A 13,255-nucleotide genomic window follows, 5' to 3' on the forward strand; every position below is an offset into this window, starting at 1 on the left:
TTCTCAAAAGCCTACCGACATAGGCTTTTTTCATGTAGTGCGAGGCTTCCACCTAGAGGCGCTTTAAGATAATAGCGATCGCTACTATTTCATCACATCTCATCCTTTTAAAACTTCAGCAGCAGTCAATTTAAGATTAGCAAACATAGGAGAAGCGATCGCCCGATCTCCCACATACACCTGCTCTTCATAAAAACCCTCCACCCATTCCAACACCGTCACCTTTTGGGCAATTGGATCAACAATCCAATACTCAGCAACCCCCCGTGCTGCATACTCAGATCGCTTGTAGCGATAATCCCGATTTTCCTGATTCGGACTCACCACCTCAACCACCAACAGAGGTGGCGGCATATCCATCAAAATTAGCGATCGCGTAACTCCTTCCATCACCTTTGCTAACTCCTCAGAATACACCACCAAATCAGGTATACGTACCCCCACCTGTGTGCTATTAACTGCTAACTCTGCCTTCATCCGCAACTGATAAGATGGGATGCCTAGTTGCGAAAAATAAATTAATAAAAACGTTGCAATCCGTTGATTAATATCACTTTCTGAAGGCTTGACAATGAGTTTTCCGTTTTCTAATTCATATAAAGTATCCGTTCCATCGTTATAATTTAGGAATTCTTCAAAGGTCATCTTTTTAGCGATCGCTGTAGTCATTGCCTTTATTCCCATATCTTAGGATTGATTAATCTTAGCTTTTTGCAAAACAACCAATTGCTTTAATCATGACAACAGAGATACCCAAGTTTTGCGCTAATTCCTGCAATTTTTTCCAGAGACTGCTCTGTAATATTAATAGTTATAGCAGCCATATTTCCTTTTCCTAGCTAGTGTTTGTCTAACATTATCTTGATCCCGCAAGGACGCTTTGAGGCTCCCGTTTACTCCAAGGGAAGCGCTCTCAGATAATAGCGATCGCCACTATTATCTTGCAATGCAATATAATATATTGCAATATAACTTCTACAAGACAATGAGCAAAGAAAATATTACGTTTCGGATAGATACCGATCACAAAGCTGCACTTGATGCGATCGCAGCCGGAATCAATCGCGATCGCAGCTACGTACTTAATGAGGCGGTAGCCAGTTATCTAGAGATGTATCAGTGGCAAATCGAGGAGATTCAAAAGGGGATTGCTGAAGCGGATGCTGGAGACTTTGCCAGTGATGAAGAAGTAAAAGCGACTTTTGCAAGACTCACCAATGCAGATTAAGTGGGTGCGTCGTGCGCTTCGTAATTTGGAACAAGCCCATAGCTACATCCTGAAAGAGAATCCAGAAGCAGCGCAGAAAGTGATATTGAGGATTCAACTTGTTACCAGTCAACTTGAAAATTATCCTTTTATGGGGCGACTTGGACGCATAGAAGGTACAAGAGAGGTAGTAATTTCTAGCACGCCGTACATTGTTATTTACCGAGTCAAAGAAGAGTCGGTAGAAATTATTCGAGTTTTACATACGTCAAAGCGCTATCCAGATTAGCGCCAGTACCCAAGCCACCATTGTCAGCATTTGCCGTTATTGATCAGCCGCATAGCTTAAGCAAGCCAAAATATCCTCTTGTGTCAAATAAGGAAAGTCATCAAGCAATTCCTCGTAGGTCATCCCAGAAGCAAGATATGATAAAACATCGTATACAGTAATTCGCATTCCTCGAATACAAGGCTTACCACCTCGTTTTCCTGGTTCGATTGTAATAATGTTTTGATACTGCACAGCTATTCAACCCTCAAAAATCTTCATCGTCAACAAAAAATTCGGCATCGTCTTCTAATCGAGAATTACGCTGCCCAATACCAGCAAGTCCCCAGAGAGGTTGCAGCAGTGCCATGCCAATTAACCCTACACAGGCACTAAAAGCCAGCACTAAACCCATTGGTATCTGAATCGATTGGAATGTTAAGAATTTTAACGATACAGGTGTGGCATTTTGGACTGAAATAATTGCGATCGCTATTACCCAAACCGCTAAAACTAGAGATGTCAAAAAAGGAGCGATTTTCATAGTTTGATAAAAGTTAGGAGTTAGAAGTTAGGAGTTAGGAGTTACAAGTGAGAAGTTAGGAGTTATTAATTTAAAACTCATAACTCATAACTCTTAATAGAATTTATAAGTTAAAAATTGTTAATTTACAACTCTTAACTCTTAACTCCTAACTCCTAACTCCTAACTCATAACTCATAACTCCTAACTTTTATGCCTTTAGTTTAGCAATGATACTCTCTAACTCTTGGGCGATTTGGGTGAGTTTTTCGGGAGTGTTGGTTTCTAGATAGACACGCACCAGTGGTTCTGTACCGGAAGGACGCAGTAAAACCCAGCTACCTTCTTCTAAATACAGCTTAATACCGTCTTTACGCCCTATTTCCTTGACTTTAATTCCTGCTACCTCTGAAGGTGCATTTTTAGTAAAAGAGTCGATGACGGCGGTTTTATGCGCCTCTGACAGGTGCAAGTCTAGGCGGTTGTTGTAAAGTGGTCCATCGGCTTCGGCGATCGCTTCTTTGACAAGTTGACTCAGAGGTTTGCCTTCATAAGCGATCGCTTCTGCCACTAGCATATCGGCTAATATCCCGTCTTTTTCGGGAATATGCCCAATAATACTCAAACCGCCTGATTCTTCTCCACCAATTAACACAGCAGTTTCCCGCATTTTTTCGCCAATGTATTTAAAACCGACTGCTGTTTCATAAATTTGCAACCCATTTTTGGCAGCGAAATTATCCAGTAGGTGGGTTGTCGCCACAGTGCGGACGATCGCGCCAGTTTTCCCTTTATTTTTGATTAAATGACGTGCTAGAACCAATAGCACAGTATTGGGAGTAAGGACAGTTCCTTGTTCATCGACAATACCAAAGCGATCGCTATCTCCATCAGTCGCCAAACCCAAATCAGCGCGATCGCTAACTACTGCTTTTACTAACTCAACTAATTGTTCTCTTTTAGGTTCTGGCATCCCGCCGCCAAATAAAACATCTCTCCAATCGTGGAAACTTTCTAATTGAACGCCACAATGAAGCAAAACTTCATCTAAATAGCCGCGAGAGGTAGAATAAAGGGCATCGTACTTTACCTTTAAATTAGCGCTTTTAATCCTTTCTATATCAAGTAAGGTGTAGATAAATTGCAGGTAATCAGGTTTCGGATCGAAAATTGAAATTGAACCTGATGGGTTACTAAGAGGCAACTCATCCGAAGCACTTTCTATATTTGCCACAATAGTATCAGTAATCTCTGGAGTGGCAGGCCCAGCATAATCGGGTATATATTTAATTCCACAGTAGGGTGCTGGATTATGACTAGCAGTAAACATTAATGCCCCAGCAGAATTTAGATGACGGGCGTTGTAGGCAATTACTGGTGTGGGACAATCCCGATCGGTAATTTTCACAGTCCAACCCAAGTCTGCCAAAACTTGGGCTGATGTTTGGGCAAACTGGTCAGCTAAAAAGCGAGTATCGTAGGCAATAAGTACTGGTCTATCTTTTGTGTAGGCTGTATCCAAGTAAGCGGCAATTGCCCTTGTTACTTTCCGCACATTGGGGAAAGTAAAGTCATCGGCAATAATCCCTCGCCATCTATCAGTACCAAATTTTATCTTGCTGGACATTTTTGCCACTTGCTCCCGTACATTATCAGTACTATAAAAGCTTCTCGCAAACCGTGTGTAGCAGCAACTATCCTCCGAAGTTCTTTTCTAAGCAAGCCTTAGTTTAAACTTCTCCCCACCGTATTTTCTCTCACTGTTTCTGAGCAATGTCAACCCCCGATCGACCTTTTGCCAGTTATCACCTTTGGTCTCTAGTTGCCCCAGCGACTGGGCAAGAACGCTGGCATTGCCAGATGAGACGGGGGTTTATCAAAGCACGGCAACACGAACCACAAGTCAAAGCGCTTTTAGGGCAAGCCACCGCGCCCCAGAGGATTGGCATACTCGCCCAAAAAGGCGTTTATGAGTTTCATCATCACAGGCATCTGTTGAAGCAATCAGATGGTGTAGAAAGAGTTGCACAGCTACTTAAATTAGGTAACTCAAGTGTTCAAGTCCAGCAACGCGTGCTGCAAATTTTGAAAAGATATCACGATGCGCCGTTGCTTTTAGATAAAGATATTATCCAATTAACTCCGGGTGATGAAGGCTTTCCTAAACCGATAGTAGTTGAACAAGAAGATTATTGCTTTCGCTTATATGCGGCTATGGACTGCGTTTTCATTGAGAGCGATCGCACAATACATATTTTAGATTTCAAAACTGGTAAATCGGCTTTTGACCGACGACAGGCATTAGTTTATTTGCTAGCTGCTCGTTATCTTTACCCAGGAAGGGAAGCTGTCGCATCATTTTATAATTTAGAAATATGTAAAAAATCGGAATTAATTACTATTAATAATAGTGAATTAGAATACTTAAAATTAGACTTAGCTAATATTGCCCACAAGCACCAGCACGATTTGCAAAAATATCAGGAAGAAACTAGTAATTTCAGTAAAATTTTTCCTCCCAATCCTGGCTCTCACTGCCGTTTTTGTCCATTTAACTCAATCTGTGATTTTGCCGATTTCAAGCAGTATAAATCCTATCCAATGCCCAGCTTAAGAGTTAATAGCTAGTTGGTTTATCTGGCAAACTAAAAACCTCCAGATAGCTAATTGTCTGGGGTTTTTAGTATTGCCGCAGTATTGCGAAATCCCTATTCTATGACATGTTTGTGAAAAATCCGGGTTAACTTCTCCACCGCGTGGGGTTCAATGTTAATTATCAGGTATGAAATTCCACCATAAACCATAAGAAGGACTATAGTTGGTTTCACCTATTGGATAGTTTTGGTGACCCCAATCTGTTCCAATTGCTTGAGAAGAATGAAGGGCATTACTAATATAGCAGCCCGAAAGCTTACCTTTCCCTTCAGCATTATCACTATTTGAACATTGAATCCAAAAGTGTTGATTATCATTGAAATCATAGCCAAGACAAGGCCGGAGTTCAATCTTCCCAGAAGGGTTTTCGGTAAGGCAAGCATCACCGTTTGGTTCAACACGCGGACGAATGGTGTATGCTCCATAAGTATTATCCCAAACTAAGCCATACTTATCATTTTGCCCAGGAGAACTAGTAAAGTAAGTTATGGCAGGAGTTCCCCATGCAGCAGAATTGCCCGCCATATTTATATCCCAGTTTGAATCAAGACCACCAGCAGTTGTTATTCTATATGTAGATCCATCTCCAGAAGGATAAAAAATACCGGTGTCTGCATGTGCTGGTGCTAAATATGAAAAAGTTAACAAAGAAGTCAGAGAAGTGAGAGTTGCAAAAAAGTATTTTTTCATTGTATTTGTTGACTAGGTTAGTGAATAGTTTTCTTGAACAAAAAGCGCTCTAAACTTTTAACTGGAGTTGATACCAATTCTCTATAAAGCTGCACATTATTTTGACCCCTCGCAACCTCCCCTTACCAAGGATAGGTGCCGCAGGGGGTGGGGTTATTTCTATGCGTCTTTATAAAGAATTGGGGCGTTGCTGATTAGATGTATAAATCTTGGTGTATAGACTAGCAATTGCAACGTCAAGACAAAGGTTTTGAAATCAGGCAAAATGATTTTCATACCTGAATTCAGCAACGCCAGAATTGGTATTAGCTGCTAACTATTTCACGGCGTTACCTCTTTCTTATAAGCAAGATTTGTGGTTTCGTAATGCTTACGTAATATTTCTTGACCTGACTTGAGTTCGATGTAAGAAAAAGTCTCTTAAACAGACAGAAACAGAGTACTCTGTGTGTAGCTTAGATGATAGCGATCACCAAGGTTTCATTATGCAAAAAATGTGTCTTTTGTAGTGAATATAAATCTGATGTAGTTAAATTTAATGAAGGTTTTTTATCTTGATATGTATAAGCAATTAAACTTGATATTCGTGTTGGTTTTCTGCCAGCATTTTCACGTCTTCCTCCCCTGTGATCCGGTTTTTTATATTTATTAGCGGGACTTAAACATTTTTGATGGACAAACAAGCCTCAAACCCATACAGGGTAAGGGAAATACACCAAATACTCAAAAATGCCTCAAACCTAGATATATCAATAAACTAAGCCTAACGATGTCAAAGTCTTTGTGTATATAGATTTGAGGGCTAAGGTGGGAAATGGGTAGACGCGATTTATCGCGTCTGTGTGGAGATTAATTCAAAAAGGCGGTAATTCTTTAAGAATTGTGAACCGGATATGATTTATCGCTAAATCGCCAATGGGAATATCTTCTTTGGTTAATCGCTCACCTTGACTTGTCACGGTTTCAAAGGTGATACCTTTACCAATTTCAATGTGATACCAGCATAAGCCCATAAAAAAGCGTGTTGGATAAGGGCCACCTTCACCTATATCGTCAGGATTTGATTCCATTGGCAACCAGCCAAAATTCGGGACGTAGAACTCTAACCAAACATGATTAAAGTCGGGTTGTAGCGGCACTCCTATTAAGTCACTATGGGCAGGGCATTTGTACCTACCGACAGTCCGGCAAGGGATGCCATTTAAACGGGATAGGGCAAGTAAAACGCCGACATATTCGCCACAGGAACCAACGCCCCGTTCTAAAACTGTATCTGGCGTGTCAATGTAAGGTTTAATACCATAAGACAACTGATCATAGACGTAGTTGCGGATGCTGTGCATTTTCCGCAACACATTGGTTTCAGAACCAATCGCTTCTCTGGCGGCACGGCGAACAATAGTAGTATCCATTGCTAAATCGTCGTCATCCACTAGGTAGCGTGTTTCTAATTCTGGGGACAGTTTAGGTATATCTTCCACATCTCTGGGTGTGATGCGATACTTAATTCCGCGAACTTCCAAAAGTGCTTTCCAGCCAAAGATATGCCGTTCACCTGGGGCAAGAGAATCAAATTTAAAGACTGCCACACGTTGCCCCTTTACCACTTCTTCGGTAAAAGGTATACCAATGGGTTCAACGTGTTTTACCTTTTGACGCTCTGTTTCGGATGGTAAGGCGATGCGCCATTCTAGCTCAGGTAAATAAACCTCGTCTAAGGGGGCAATTTCCTCAGCATAAGACATTTCAATCAGATAGCCATTAGAGAGGGCGTAGCGTTTATCTGGATCGTAATGATAATACAGAGGATGAATAAAAGTGCGATCGCGGAATGTTAGCTCATAACTAGGATCGGCATTTGGATTATCCCGGATATAAGCCTCCTCTGAGGCGTAGGCGACGTAAATACTTTCTTTGCCTGTTTCGCCATTTTTATGAATTGCTATGCCTGTGGGACATTCAAAGGGTGTCAGGACGCTGAATTTAAGTTCTCCTGTGGCTCTATCCATCGCGTAAACTGATTGTTCGGTGCGATCGCAAATCCAGAGCATTTCCTGAGTTACAGCTAAATTCTCTATCCCAACGCCTGGGGCATAAAACCTGGTAATCTCTTTTTGCGTTTCGCGGTCATAAATCAGAATGTAGCCTAGCCTTTGGCAGCTGACATAAACTGTTGTTTCCCAAACAGCAAGGCCGTCAGCAGGATAAGGTAATGTTACAAAATGTTCCAGATCCAAAGCATTGAGCTTGCACAAGTAAACACTATTTTCTCGGCTCACCCACAGGGTATCTTCCCACGCAGCTAGACCAGTGACATCAGTAAATTCTTTAACATGATGGGGATTGAGAATTGTGCTGTTGTCAGAGGTGGGATCAATTTCTAGTAGATGCCCTTTAATACTGTCAATAGCAATCAGTCTATCTTTAATGAAAGTAATGCCACACAGGGTTGCAGCAGTAAGCGGTCGAATCGTCTTTTGCCCAAACATCTGGCTAACGGTCAAACTGGGGAGTGCAAAACTCATAAAACCTTGTGGGAAGTGTAAAAACCCCTCACCTTTAGGTAGGGGAGGAAACATGATTATTTAAGCAATTCAAAATTATTCTTGAAAAATTTACTAGGTAGGAAAACCTTACTGGCAACTTCTCTCAAAATTAACAATGAATAAATGTACTTGTAGCAAGCATCCTGGCTATTGACCAAATGTAAATTAAAGCAATACAGTCTAAAATTCATTGTCGCAGATGCTCTGGAACTAAGCTTCAAAAAAGAGGCAGGGGGTAGGGGCCAGGGGGAAATGACCCCATCAAGAACTGCTATAAAGGAGAGTGGAAGATGGGTCTGAGTCCCCCACAACAGTGGGTGTGGTTCTCTTTGTGGTGGGATCGAATCCCGATTGTTTTCCATCCCCCTTGCTTATTGCTCCCTGCTCCCTTGCCTCTTTTTCAAAGCTCTATTACTCACAATTATCGGTAGAATGTGTTCTGAAAAACTCTTTCGTGAGAGATAACACTATCTTAAAAAAAATAAATTTACAAATGTTAAGAATTACAAATCCACTCGTGCAACTGAGCGATCGCCTTAATGTAACTTTAGAAGATGGAATTCCTGCCATCACTAAATTATGATCAAATTTTGTAACCATTTCCTGTGACCTACACGATGTCTGCTAATTCTCTGCCTGAAGCTGCCGCCGTTTGGCATAGTTTAGAAGTTGATAAAGCGCTAGACCTGCTCGATAGTAATGCAGACAGTGGCTTAACACCCCAAGAAATTGAACAGAGATTGCAAAAGTACGGCCCCAACGAACTTGAAGAAACTGCTGGCCGTAGTACTTGGGAAATCCTGCTGGATCAGTTCAAGAACATTATGTTGTTGATGCTGATTGGCGTAGCTTTGATTTCTGGCTTTTTAGACCTGATGGCTTTGCGGGAGGGTCGCTTAAAGCCTGGTGAAGTGCCATTTAAAGATACGATCGCTATTTTAGCAATTGTCATCCTCAATGGCATACTTGGTTACGTCCAAGAAAGCCGTGCCGAAAAAGCCTTGGCAGCCCTCAAAAAAATGACCTCTCCCTTAGTGCGCGTCATCCGCGACACTAGACTGGTGGAGATAGCAGCCAAGGAATTAGTTCCAGGGGATGTAATGCTGCTGGAAGCTGGGATGCAGATAGCCGCAGATGGACGTTTGATAGAACAGTCTAATTTACAAGTCCGTGAATCGGCATTGACTGGTGAAGCCGAAGCGGTGAATAAACAGGCATCATTAAAATTGCCAGAGGAAACATCATTAGGCGATCGCCTCAATGTTGTGTTTCAAGGAACCGAAGTAGTCCAAGGACGGGCGAAGGTTCTGGTAACTAACACCGGCATGACTACAGAACTCGGCAAAATTGCCACCATGTTGCAGGCGGTGGAAACTGAACCGACGCCTTTACAGCAACGGATGACTCAACTGGGTAATGTCTTAGTTACTGGTTCCTTGATTCTCGTGGCCATCGTCGTTATCGGCGGTGTGCTAAGGGATGGAGGTTTTAAAAATATCCAAGAACTCTTGGAAGTTTCTTTGAGTATGGCGGTTGCTGTGGTGCCAGAAGGTTTACCTGCTGTAATTACCGTCACCTTGGCACTGGGAACCCAGCGAATGGTGCGCCAAAATGCTTTGATTCGCAAACTCCCAGCAGTGGAAACATTAGGTTCTGTAACTACCATCTGTTCTGATAAAACCGGTACGCTGACGCAAAATAAAATGGTGGTGCAATCGGTTTTCACTAATAACAAAACTTTTCGCGTCATCGGTGAAGGTTACACTCCCACAGGGGATTTTCAATTAGATGGTCAAAAACTTTCTCTAGAGGAATTTCCAGAAATCTCAGCTTTATCAGTCGCCTGTGCTATTTGTAATGATTCGGTGTTGCAAAAAGAACAAGGTGATTGGGCGATTTTGGGAGATCCTACAGAGGGAGCATTGTTAACACTGGCGGGAAAAGCTGGAATCGAAAAAGACCAGTGGAACAGTAAATTACCTCGCGTTGCAGAGTTTCCTTTCTCCTCAGAACGGAAGCGGATGAGCGTAATTTCTCAGGTGGAGGGAGTCGCCACAGGTGACGCATCTTCAAGAGGCATTGACCCAGCGATCGCTAGTTTTATCGAATCTGAACCTCACTTAATGTTTACCAAAGGTTCTCCAGAGTTAATCTTGGCACGTTCAACTCAGATTCATTTGGGCAATCACTCAGCCACCTTAACTGAAGCACAACGCCAGAACATTTTAGCAGAAAATGACCTGATGGCGAGTAAAGGTTTGCGGGTGCTAGGTTTTGCCTACAAACCCCTGGCACAGATTCCACCGGAAGGTTCAGACGAAACATCTGAGCAAGGCTTGGTGTGGTTGGGATTGGTGGGAATGCTGGATGCGCCACGCCCAGAGGTGAGGGCAGCTGTGCAAGAATGTCGAGATGCAGGCATTCGCCCTGTGATGATTACAGGCGACCACCAATTAACAGCACGAGCGATCGCTACCGATTTAGGAATTGCCCAAGAAGGCGATCGTGTCCTCACAGGTCAAGAATTGCAACGGATGACTGACCAGGAATTAGAGCAAAGTGTTGATTTGGTAAGCATCTACGCCAGGGTTTCCCCAGAACACAAATTGCGAATAGTCCAAGCACTGCAACGGCGGGGTCGATTTGTCGCCATGACAGGCGATGGTGTCAACGATGCCCCAGCCCTCAAACAAGCTGACATCGGTATTGCAATGGGCATTACTGGTACTGATGTTAGTAAAGAAGCCAGCGATATGGTATTACTTGATGACAACTTCGCTACTATTGTCAGCGCCACCAAAGAAGGTAGAGTTGTTTACACCAATATCCGCCGCTTTATTAAATACATTCTGGGCAGTAACATTGGTGAAGTTCTGACAATTGCCGCTGCACCCCTAATTGGTTTGGGAGGTGTCCCCCTTACCCCCTTACAAATTTTGTGGATGAACTTAGTGACAGACGGTTTACCAGCTTTGGCATTAGCTGTAGAACCTCCAGAACCGGATGTCATGCAACGCCCGCCTTTTAGTCCCCGCGAAAGTATTTTTGCTAGGGGATTGGGTTCTTATATGATTCGCATTGGAATAATATTTGCAATTATCACCATTACATTAATGTGGTGGGCTTTTCAACATACCCATGGCCCTGGTTATCAGGGCGATCCCGACGCTTGGAAGACGATGGTATTTACTACCTTGTGTATTGCCCAAATGGGTCATGCGATCGCTATTCGTTCCAATAACCGACTGACCATCGAGATGAATCCCTTCTCTAATATATTTGTACTAGCGGCTGTTGTTGTCACTACAATTTTGCAGTTGATGCTAGTTTACGTCCCACCCCTGCGAGATTTCTTTGGTACTCACTACCTAAATATGCAAGAATTGGGGGTTTGTATTGGCTTCAGTGCCTTAATGTTTGTCTGGATTGAAGCGGAGAAGATATTTCTGCGGATTATGGGCAAAAAAGCTGTGTGAGAGCAGGGATGATAGAGATTGAGGCGTTGCAATGCCCAGCAACGCCGAACTTCTGAGCATACTTGCGGCTACGCAAGCTTTAAATATTTGCCTAAATGCTAATAAAAAGCTTAGGGACGTAATTGAGAATTGGTTTAACGACTTTTGGGGGTTTAAGTCCCCTGTTTCTATCAAGCAGCCTGTTTGGGGTCGGGGTCTAAATCCCCGTCACCAAACGTAATTGCGTACAGCCCAAAGGGCCATGAAAACCGCGTAGCGTGCCGGAGGCTCTATGGGCGAAAAAGCGAATTGCGAATTGGTTTAACTCCAACGATCGCATTTCAAGAATTATTTCTAATCAACTGCAACAAGATAGACTCAAGACTTTGTAATGCAGCGTTTGTAGTGCGCTGATGTTCTTCAAAATTACGCTGATGTTGTTCATGGCTATCACGTAACTCAAGTAACACATCGTCCAGAATCGCACTACGACCCAGAACACGGTCAACGTTACTGGTAAGCTCTCTCAAATCCTTGCTTAGTTCATCCAGTTGTGCTTGAGTATTAGCTTGTCTAAGAGTTAAATTGTCTAATTGTTCTTGTGTACTAGTTTGTCTTTGTGCCAACCCCAAGATTATTTGTTCAATACGGTCTATTCGGTTAGGGAAGTATTCAGGTGTGTCAGTCATTTTCCTTGTGTTGAACTTCTACAATTTTACTTAACCCTGTTCCCTATGTATCTTAAAACTCTAAGCCTCCGACAATTTCGTAATTATCAAAACCAAAACGTTGAGTTTGCTGCTGCTAAAACAATTTTGGTAGGTAATAACGCTCAGGGAAAGTCAAATTTGTTGGAGGCGGTGGAGTTGCTGGCGACATTGCGATCGCACCGAATCACCCGCGATCGCGATTTGGTTCAAGAAGGGGAAGCCATAGCCCAAATTAATGCCACCCTTGAGCGACAAACAGGCGTTAGTGACCTGACTTTAACGCTGCGCCGCAATGGTCGCCGTAGCGTTGCCCTCAATGGTGAATCTATCCGCCGCCAAATGGATTTTCTTGGCGTTCTCAATGCAGTGCAATTTTCTAGTTTAGATTTAGAACTGGTACGCGGCGGCCCGGAAGGTCGCCGCAACTGGTTAGATACACTCTTAATTCAACTCGAACCAATTTATGCTCACATTTTGCAGCAGTATAACCATGTGTTACGCCAGCGCAATGCCTTTTTAAAACGCCATATAGAGACTTTGGATGCAACATCTCTACAGTCAGAACTGGCGGTGTGGGATGCACAGTTAGCCACTACAGGAACCAGGGTAATTAGACGACGCGATCGCGCTATCCAAAGATTAGCCCCCATTGCTAGGGCAAGGCACGCCAGTATTAGCGGCAGTACAGAAGTTTTGCAAATCAACTACCTGCCGAATATTCCTTTAGAGGATAACCATCCAGAAGAAGTGCAGCAAGCTTTTTTAGCAAAAATCCAGCAACGAGCGATCGCCGAAATGCACCAAGGTACTACTCTTGTCGGTCCCCATCGAGACGAAATAGAATTAACTATTAACCAGACACCCGCTCGTCAATACGGTTCTCAAGGTCAACAACGAACGCTGGTTCTAGCCTTAAAATTAGCAGAATTACAATTAATTGAAGAAGTTGTTAAAGAGCCACCATTGCTATTGCTTGATGATGTTCTTGCTGAATTAGATTTATCCCGCCAAAATCAATTACTCGATGCCATTCAAGACCGCTTTCAGACCCTAATTACTACTACTCACTTAGGTTCTTTTGATTCTCAATGGCTGAAATCCTCGCAAATTCTTTTTGTGAAAGCAGGAGAGATAATCCCAAATGAGTAATTTGTGATTAACTGCTGTCCGTGGGTTGAAGTCCCCCGGTTCTATAAAAAAG

Annotated in this window: 12 protein-coding genes and 1 pseudogene; 5 read left to right on the top strand and 8 right to left on the bottom strand. The window is 42.9% G+C overall.

Going from position 1 to position 13,255, the window contains the following annotated elements; translation table 11 throughout:
• Positions 1-99: 99 nt before the first annotated feature.
• Positions 100-669: a Uma2 family endonuclease gene (locus V7K73_RS28835; RefSeq protein ID WP_334885606.1), complete on the bottom strand. Its 570-nt coding sequence runs from the start codon at positions 667-669 to the stop codon at positions 100-102.
• A 316-nt stretch (positions 670-985) separates the two neighbouring features.
• On the opposite strand from V7K73_RS28835, the gene V7K73_RS28840 reads away from it, so the two are divergent.
• Together V7K73_RS28840 and V7K73_RS28845 are read left to right on the top strand one after the other, a co-directional pair.
• Complete coding sequence (locus V7K73_RS28840) at positions 986-1,228, top strand: CopG family ribbon-helix-helix protein (RefSeq protein ID WP_334885369.1); 243 nt, start codon at positions 986-988, stop codon at positions 1,226-1,228.
• Entirely contained in the window at positions 1,218-1,496 is a 279-nt protein-coding gene (locus V7K73_RS28845; protein ID WP_334885371.1) for a type II toxin-antitoxin system RelE/ParE family toxin, read from the top strand. The genes V7K73_RS28840 and V7K73_RS28845 overlap by 11 nt, the downstream gene beginning before the upstream one ends.
• A 36-nt stretch (positions 1,497-1,532) precedes the next feature.
• Here the strand turns inward: V7K73_RS28845 and V7K73_RS28850 are convergent, their stop codons facing one another.
• The 3 genes from V7K73_RS28850 to V7K73_RS28860 form a co-directional block, all read right to left on the bottom strand.
• Positions 1,533-1,730, bottom strand: a complete 198-nt coding sequence (locus V7K73_RS28850; protein WP_334885373.1) for a DUF433 domain-containing protein — start codon at positions 1,728-1,730, stop codon at positions 1,533-1,535.
• 13 nt (positions 1,731-1,743) lie between these two features.
• A complete protein-coding gene (locus tag V7K73_RS28855; RefSeq protein ID WP_334885375.1) occupies positions 1,744-2,019 on the bottom strand; it encodes a LapA family protein in 276 nt (91 codons plus the stop codon).
• Positions 2,020-2,209: 190 nt separating this feature from the next.
• The gene (locus tag V7K73_RS28860) at positions 2,210-3,625 is read right to left on the bottom strand and encodes a phosphoglucomutase/phosphomannomutase family protein (protein WP_334885377.1); all 1,416 of its coding nucleotides are present in this window, start codon (positions 3,623-3,625) and stop codon (positions 2,210-2,212) included.
• 146 nt (positions 3,626-3,771) lie between these two features.
• On the opposite strand from V7K73_RS28860, the gene V7K73_RS28865 reads away from it, so the two are divergent.
• On the top strand, positions 3,772-4,626 hold the full coding sequence (locus V7K73_RS28865) for a PD-(D/E)XK nuclease family protein (protein ID WP_334885379.1): 855 nt from the start codon (positions 3,772-3,774) through the stop codon (positions 4,624-4,626).
• 141 nt (positions 4,627-4,767) lie between these two features.
• On the opposite strand, the gene V7K73_RS28870 is transcribed toward V7K73_RS28865, so the two are convergent.
• The 3 genes and pseudogenes from V7K73_RS28870 to V7K73_RS28875 all read right to left on the bottom strand — a co-directional run bounded on the left by V7K73_RS28870 (position 4,768) and on the right by V7K73_RS28875 (position 7,868).
• Positions 4,768-5,343: a hypothetical protein gene (locus V7K73_RS28870; protein ID WP_334885381.1), complete on the bottom strand. Its 576-nt coding sequence runs from the start codon at positions 5,341-5,343 to the stop codon at positions 4,768-4,770.
• A gap of 455 nt (positions 5,344-5,798) precedes the next feature.
• Positions 5,799-5,927: pseudogene (locus V7K73_RS29970) on the bottom strand (IS982 family transposase); the annotation flags it as partial.
• A gap of 270 nt (positions 5,928-6,197) precedes the next feature.
• Positions 6,198-7,868, bottom strand: a complete 1,671-nt coding sequence (locus tag V7K73_RS28875) for a transglutaminase family protein (RefSeq protein ID WP_334885383.1) — start codon at positions 7,866-7,868, stop codon at positions 6,198-6,200.
• A gap of 638 nt (positions 7,869-8,506) precedes the next feature.
• Here V7K73_RS28875 and V7K73_RS28880 point away from each other — a divergent pair.
• Positions 8,507-11,365 carry a cation-translocating P-type ATPase gene (locus tag V7K73_RS28880; protein WP_334885607.1) on the top strand — a complete coding sequence of 953 codons (2,859 nt, stop codon included), beginning with the start codon at positions 8,507-8,509 and terminating at the stop codon, positions 11,363-11,365.
• Between the two features lie 320 nt (positions 11,366-11,685).
• Here V7K73_RS28880 and V7K73_RS28885 read toward each other — a convergent pair whose 3' ends face one another.
• A complete protein-coding gene (locus V7K73_RS28885; RefSeq protein ID WP_334885385.1) occupies positions 11,686-12,033 on the bottom strand; it encodes a hypothetical protein in 348 nt (115 codons plus the stop codon).
• Between the two features lie 45 nt (positions 12,034-12,078).
• Between V7K73_RS28885 and recF the strand changes: the two genes are divergently transcribed.
• Complete coding sequence (gene recF, locus V7K73_RS28890; RefSeq protein WP_334885387.1) at positions 12,079-13,203, top strand: DNA replication/repair protein RecF; 1,125 nt, start codon at positions 12,079-12,081, stop codon at positions 13,201-13,203.
• The last annotated feature ends 52 nt before the right edge of the window (positions 13,204-13,255 follow it).

Source organism: Nostoc sp. (assembly GCF_036916975.1).
Taxonomy (GTDB): Bacteria; Cyanobacteriota; Cyanobacteriia; order Cyanobacteriales; family Nostocaceae; genus Nostoc.

What these genes read in the sequence shown, in the direction of transcription:
- V7K73_RS28835 (WP_334885606.1), bottom strand. Translation starts at nt 669, where the DNA reads ATGACTACAGCGATCGCTAAAAAGATGACCTTTGAAGAATTCCTAAAT.
- V7K73_RS28840 (WP_334885369.1), top strand. Translation starts at nt 986, where the DNA reads ATGAGCAAAGAAAATATTACGTTTCGGATAGATACCGATCACAAAGCT.
- V7K73_RS28845 (WP_334885371.1), top strand. Translation starts at nt 1,218, where the DNA reads ATGCAGATTAAGTGGGTGCGTCGTGCGCTTCGTAATTTGGAACAAGCC.
- V7K73_RS28855 (WP_334885375.1), bottom strand. Translation starts at nt 2,019, where the DNA reads ATGAAAATCGCTCCTTTTTTGACATCTCTAGTTTTAGCGGTTTGGGTA.
- V7K73_RS28860 (WP_334885377.1), bottom strand. Translation starts at nt 3,625, where the DNA reads ATGTCCAGCAAGATAAAATTTGGTACTGATAGATGGCGAGGGATTATT.
- V7K73_RS28865 (WP_334885379.1), top strand. Translation starts at nt 3,772, where the DNA reads ATGTCAACCCCCGATCGACCTTTTGCCAGTTATCACCTTTGGTCTCTA.
- V7K73_RS28870 (WP_334885381.1), bottom strand. Translation starts at nt 5,343, where the DNA reads ATGAAAAAATACTTTTTTGCAACTCTCACTTCTCTGACTTCTTTGTTA.
- V7K73_RS28875 (WP_334885383.1), bottom strand. Translation starts at nt 7,868, where the DNA reads ATGAGTTTTGCACTCCCCAGTTTGACCGTTAGCCAGATGTTTGGGCAA.
- V7K73_RS28880 (WP_334885607.1), top strand. Translation starts at nt 8,507, where the DNA reads ATGTCTGCTAATTCTCTGCCTGAAGCTGCCGCCGTTTGGCATAGTTTA.
- V7K73_RS28885 (WP_334885385.1), bottom strand. Translation starts at nt 12,033, where the DNA reads ATGACTGACACACCTGAATACTTCCCTAACCGAATAGACCGTATTGAA.
- recF (WP_334885387.1), top strand. Translation starts at nt 12,079, where the DNA reads ATGTATCTTAAAACTCTAAGCCTCCGACAATTTCGTAATTATCAAAAC.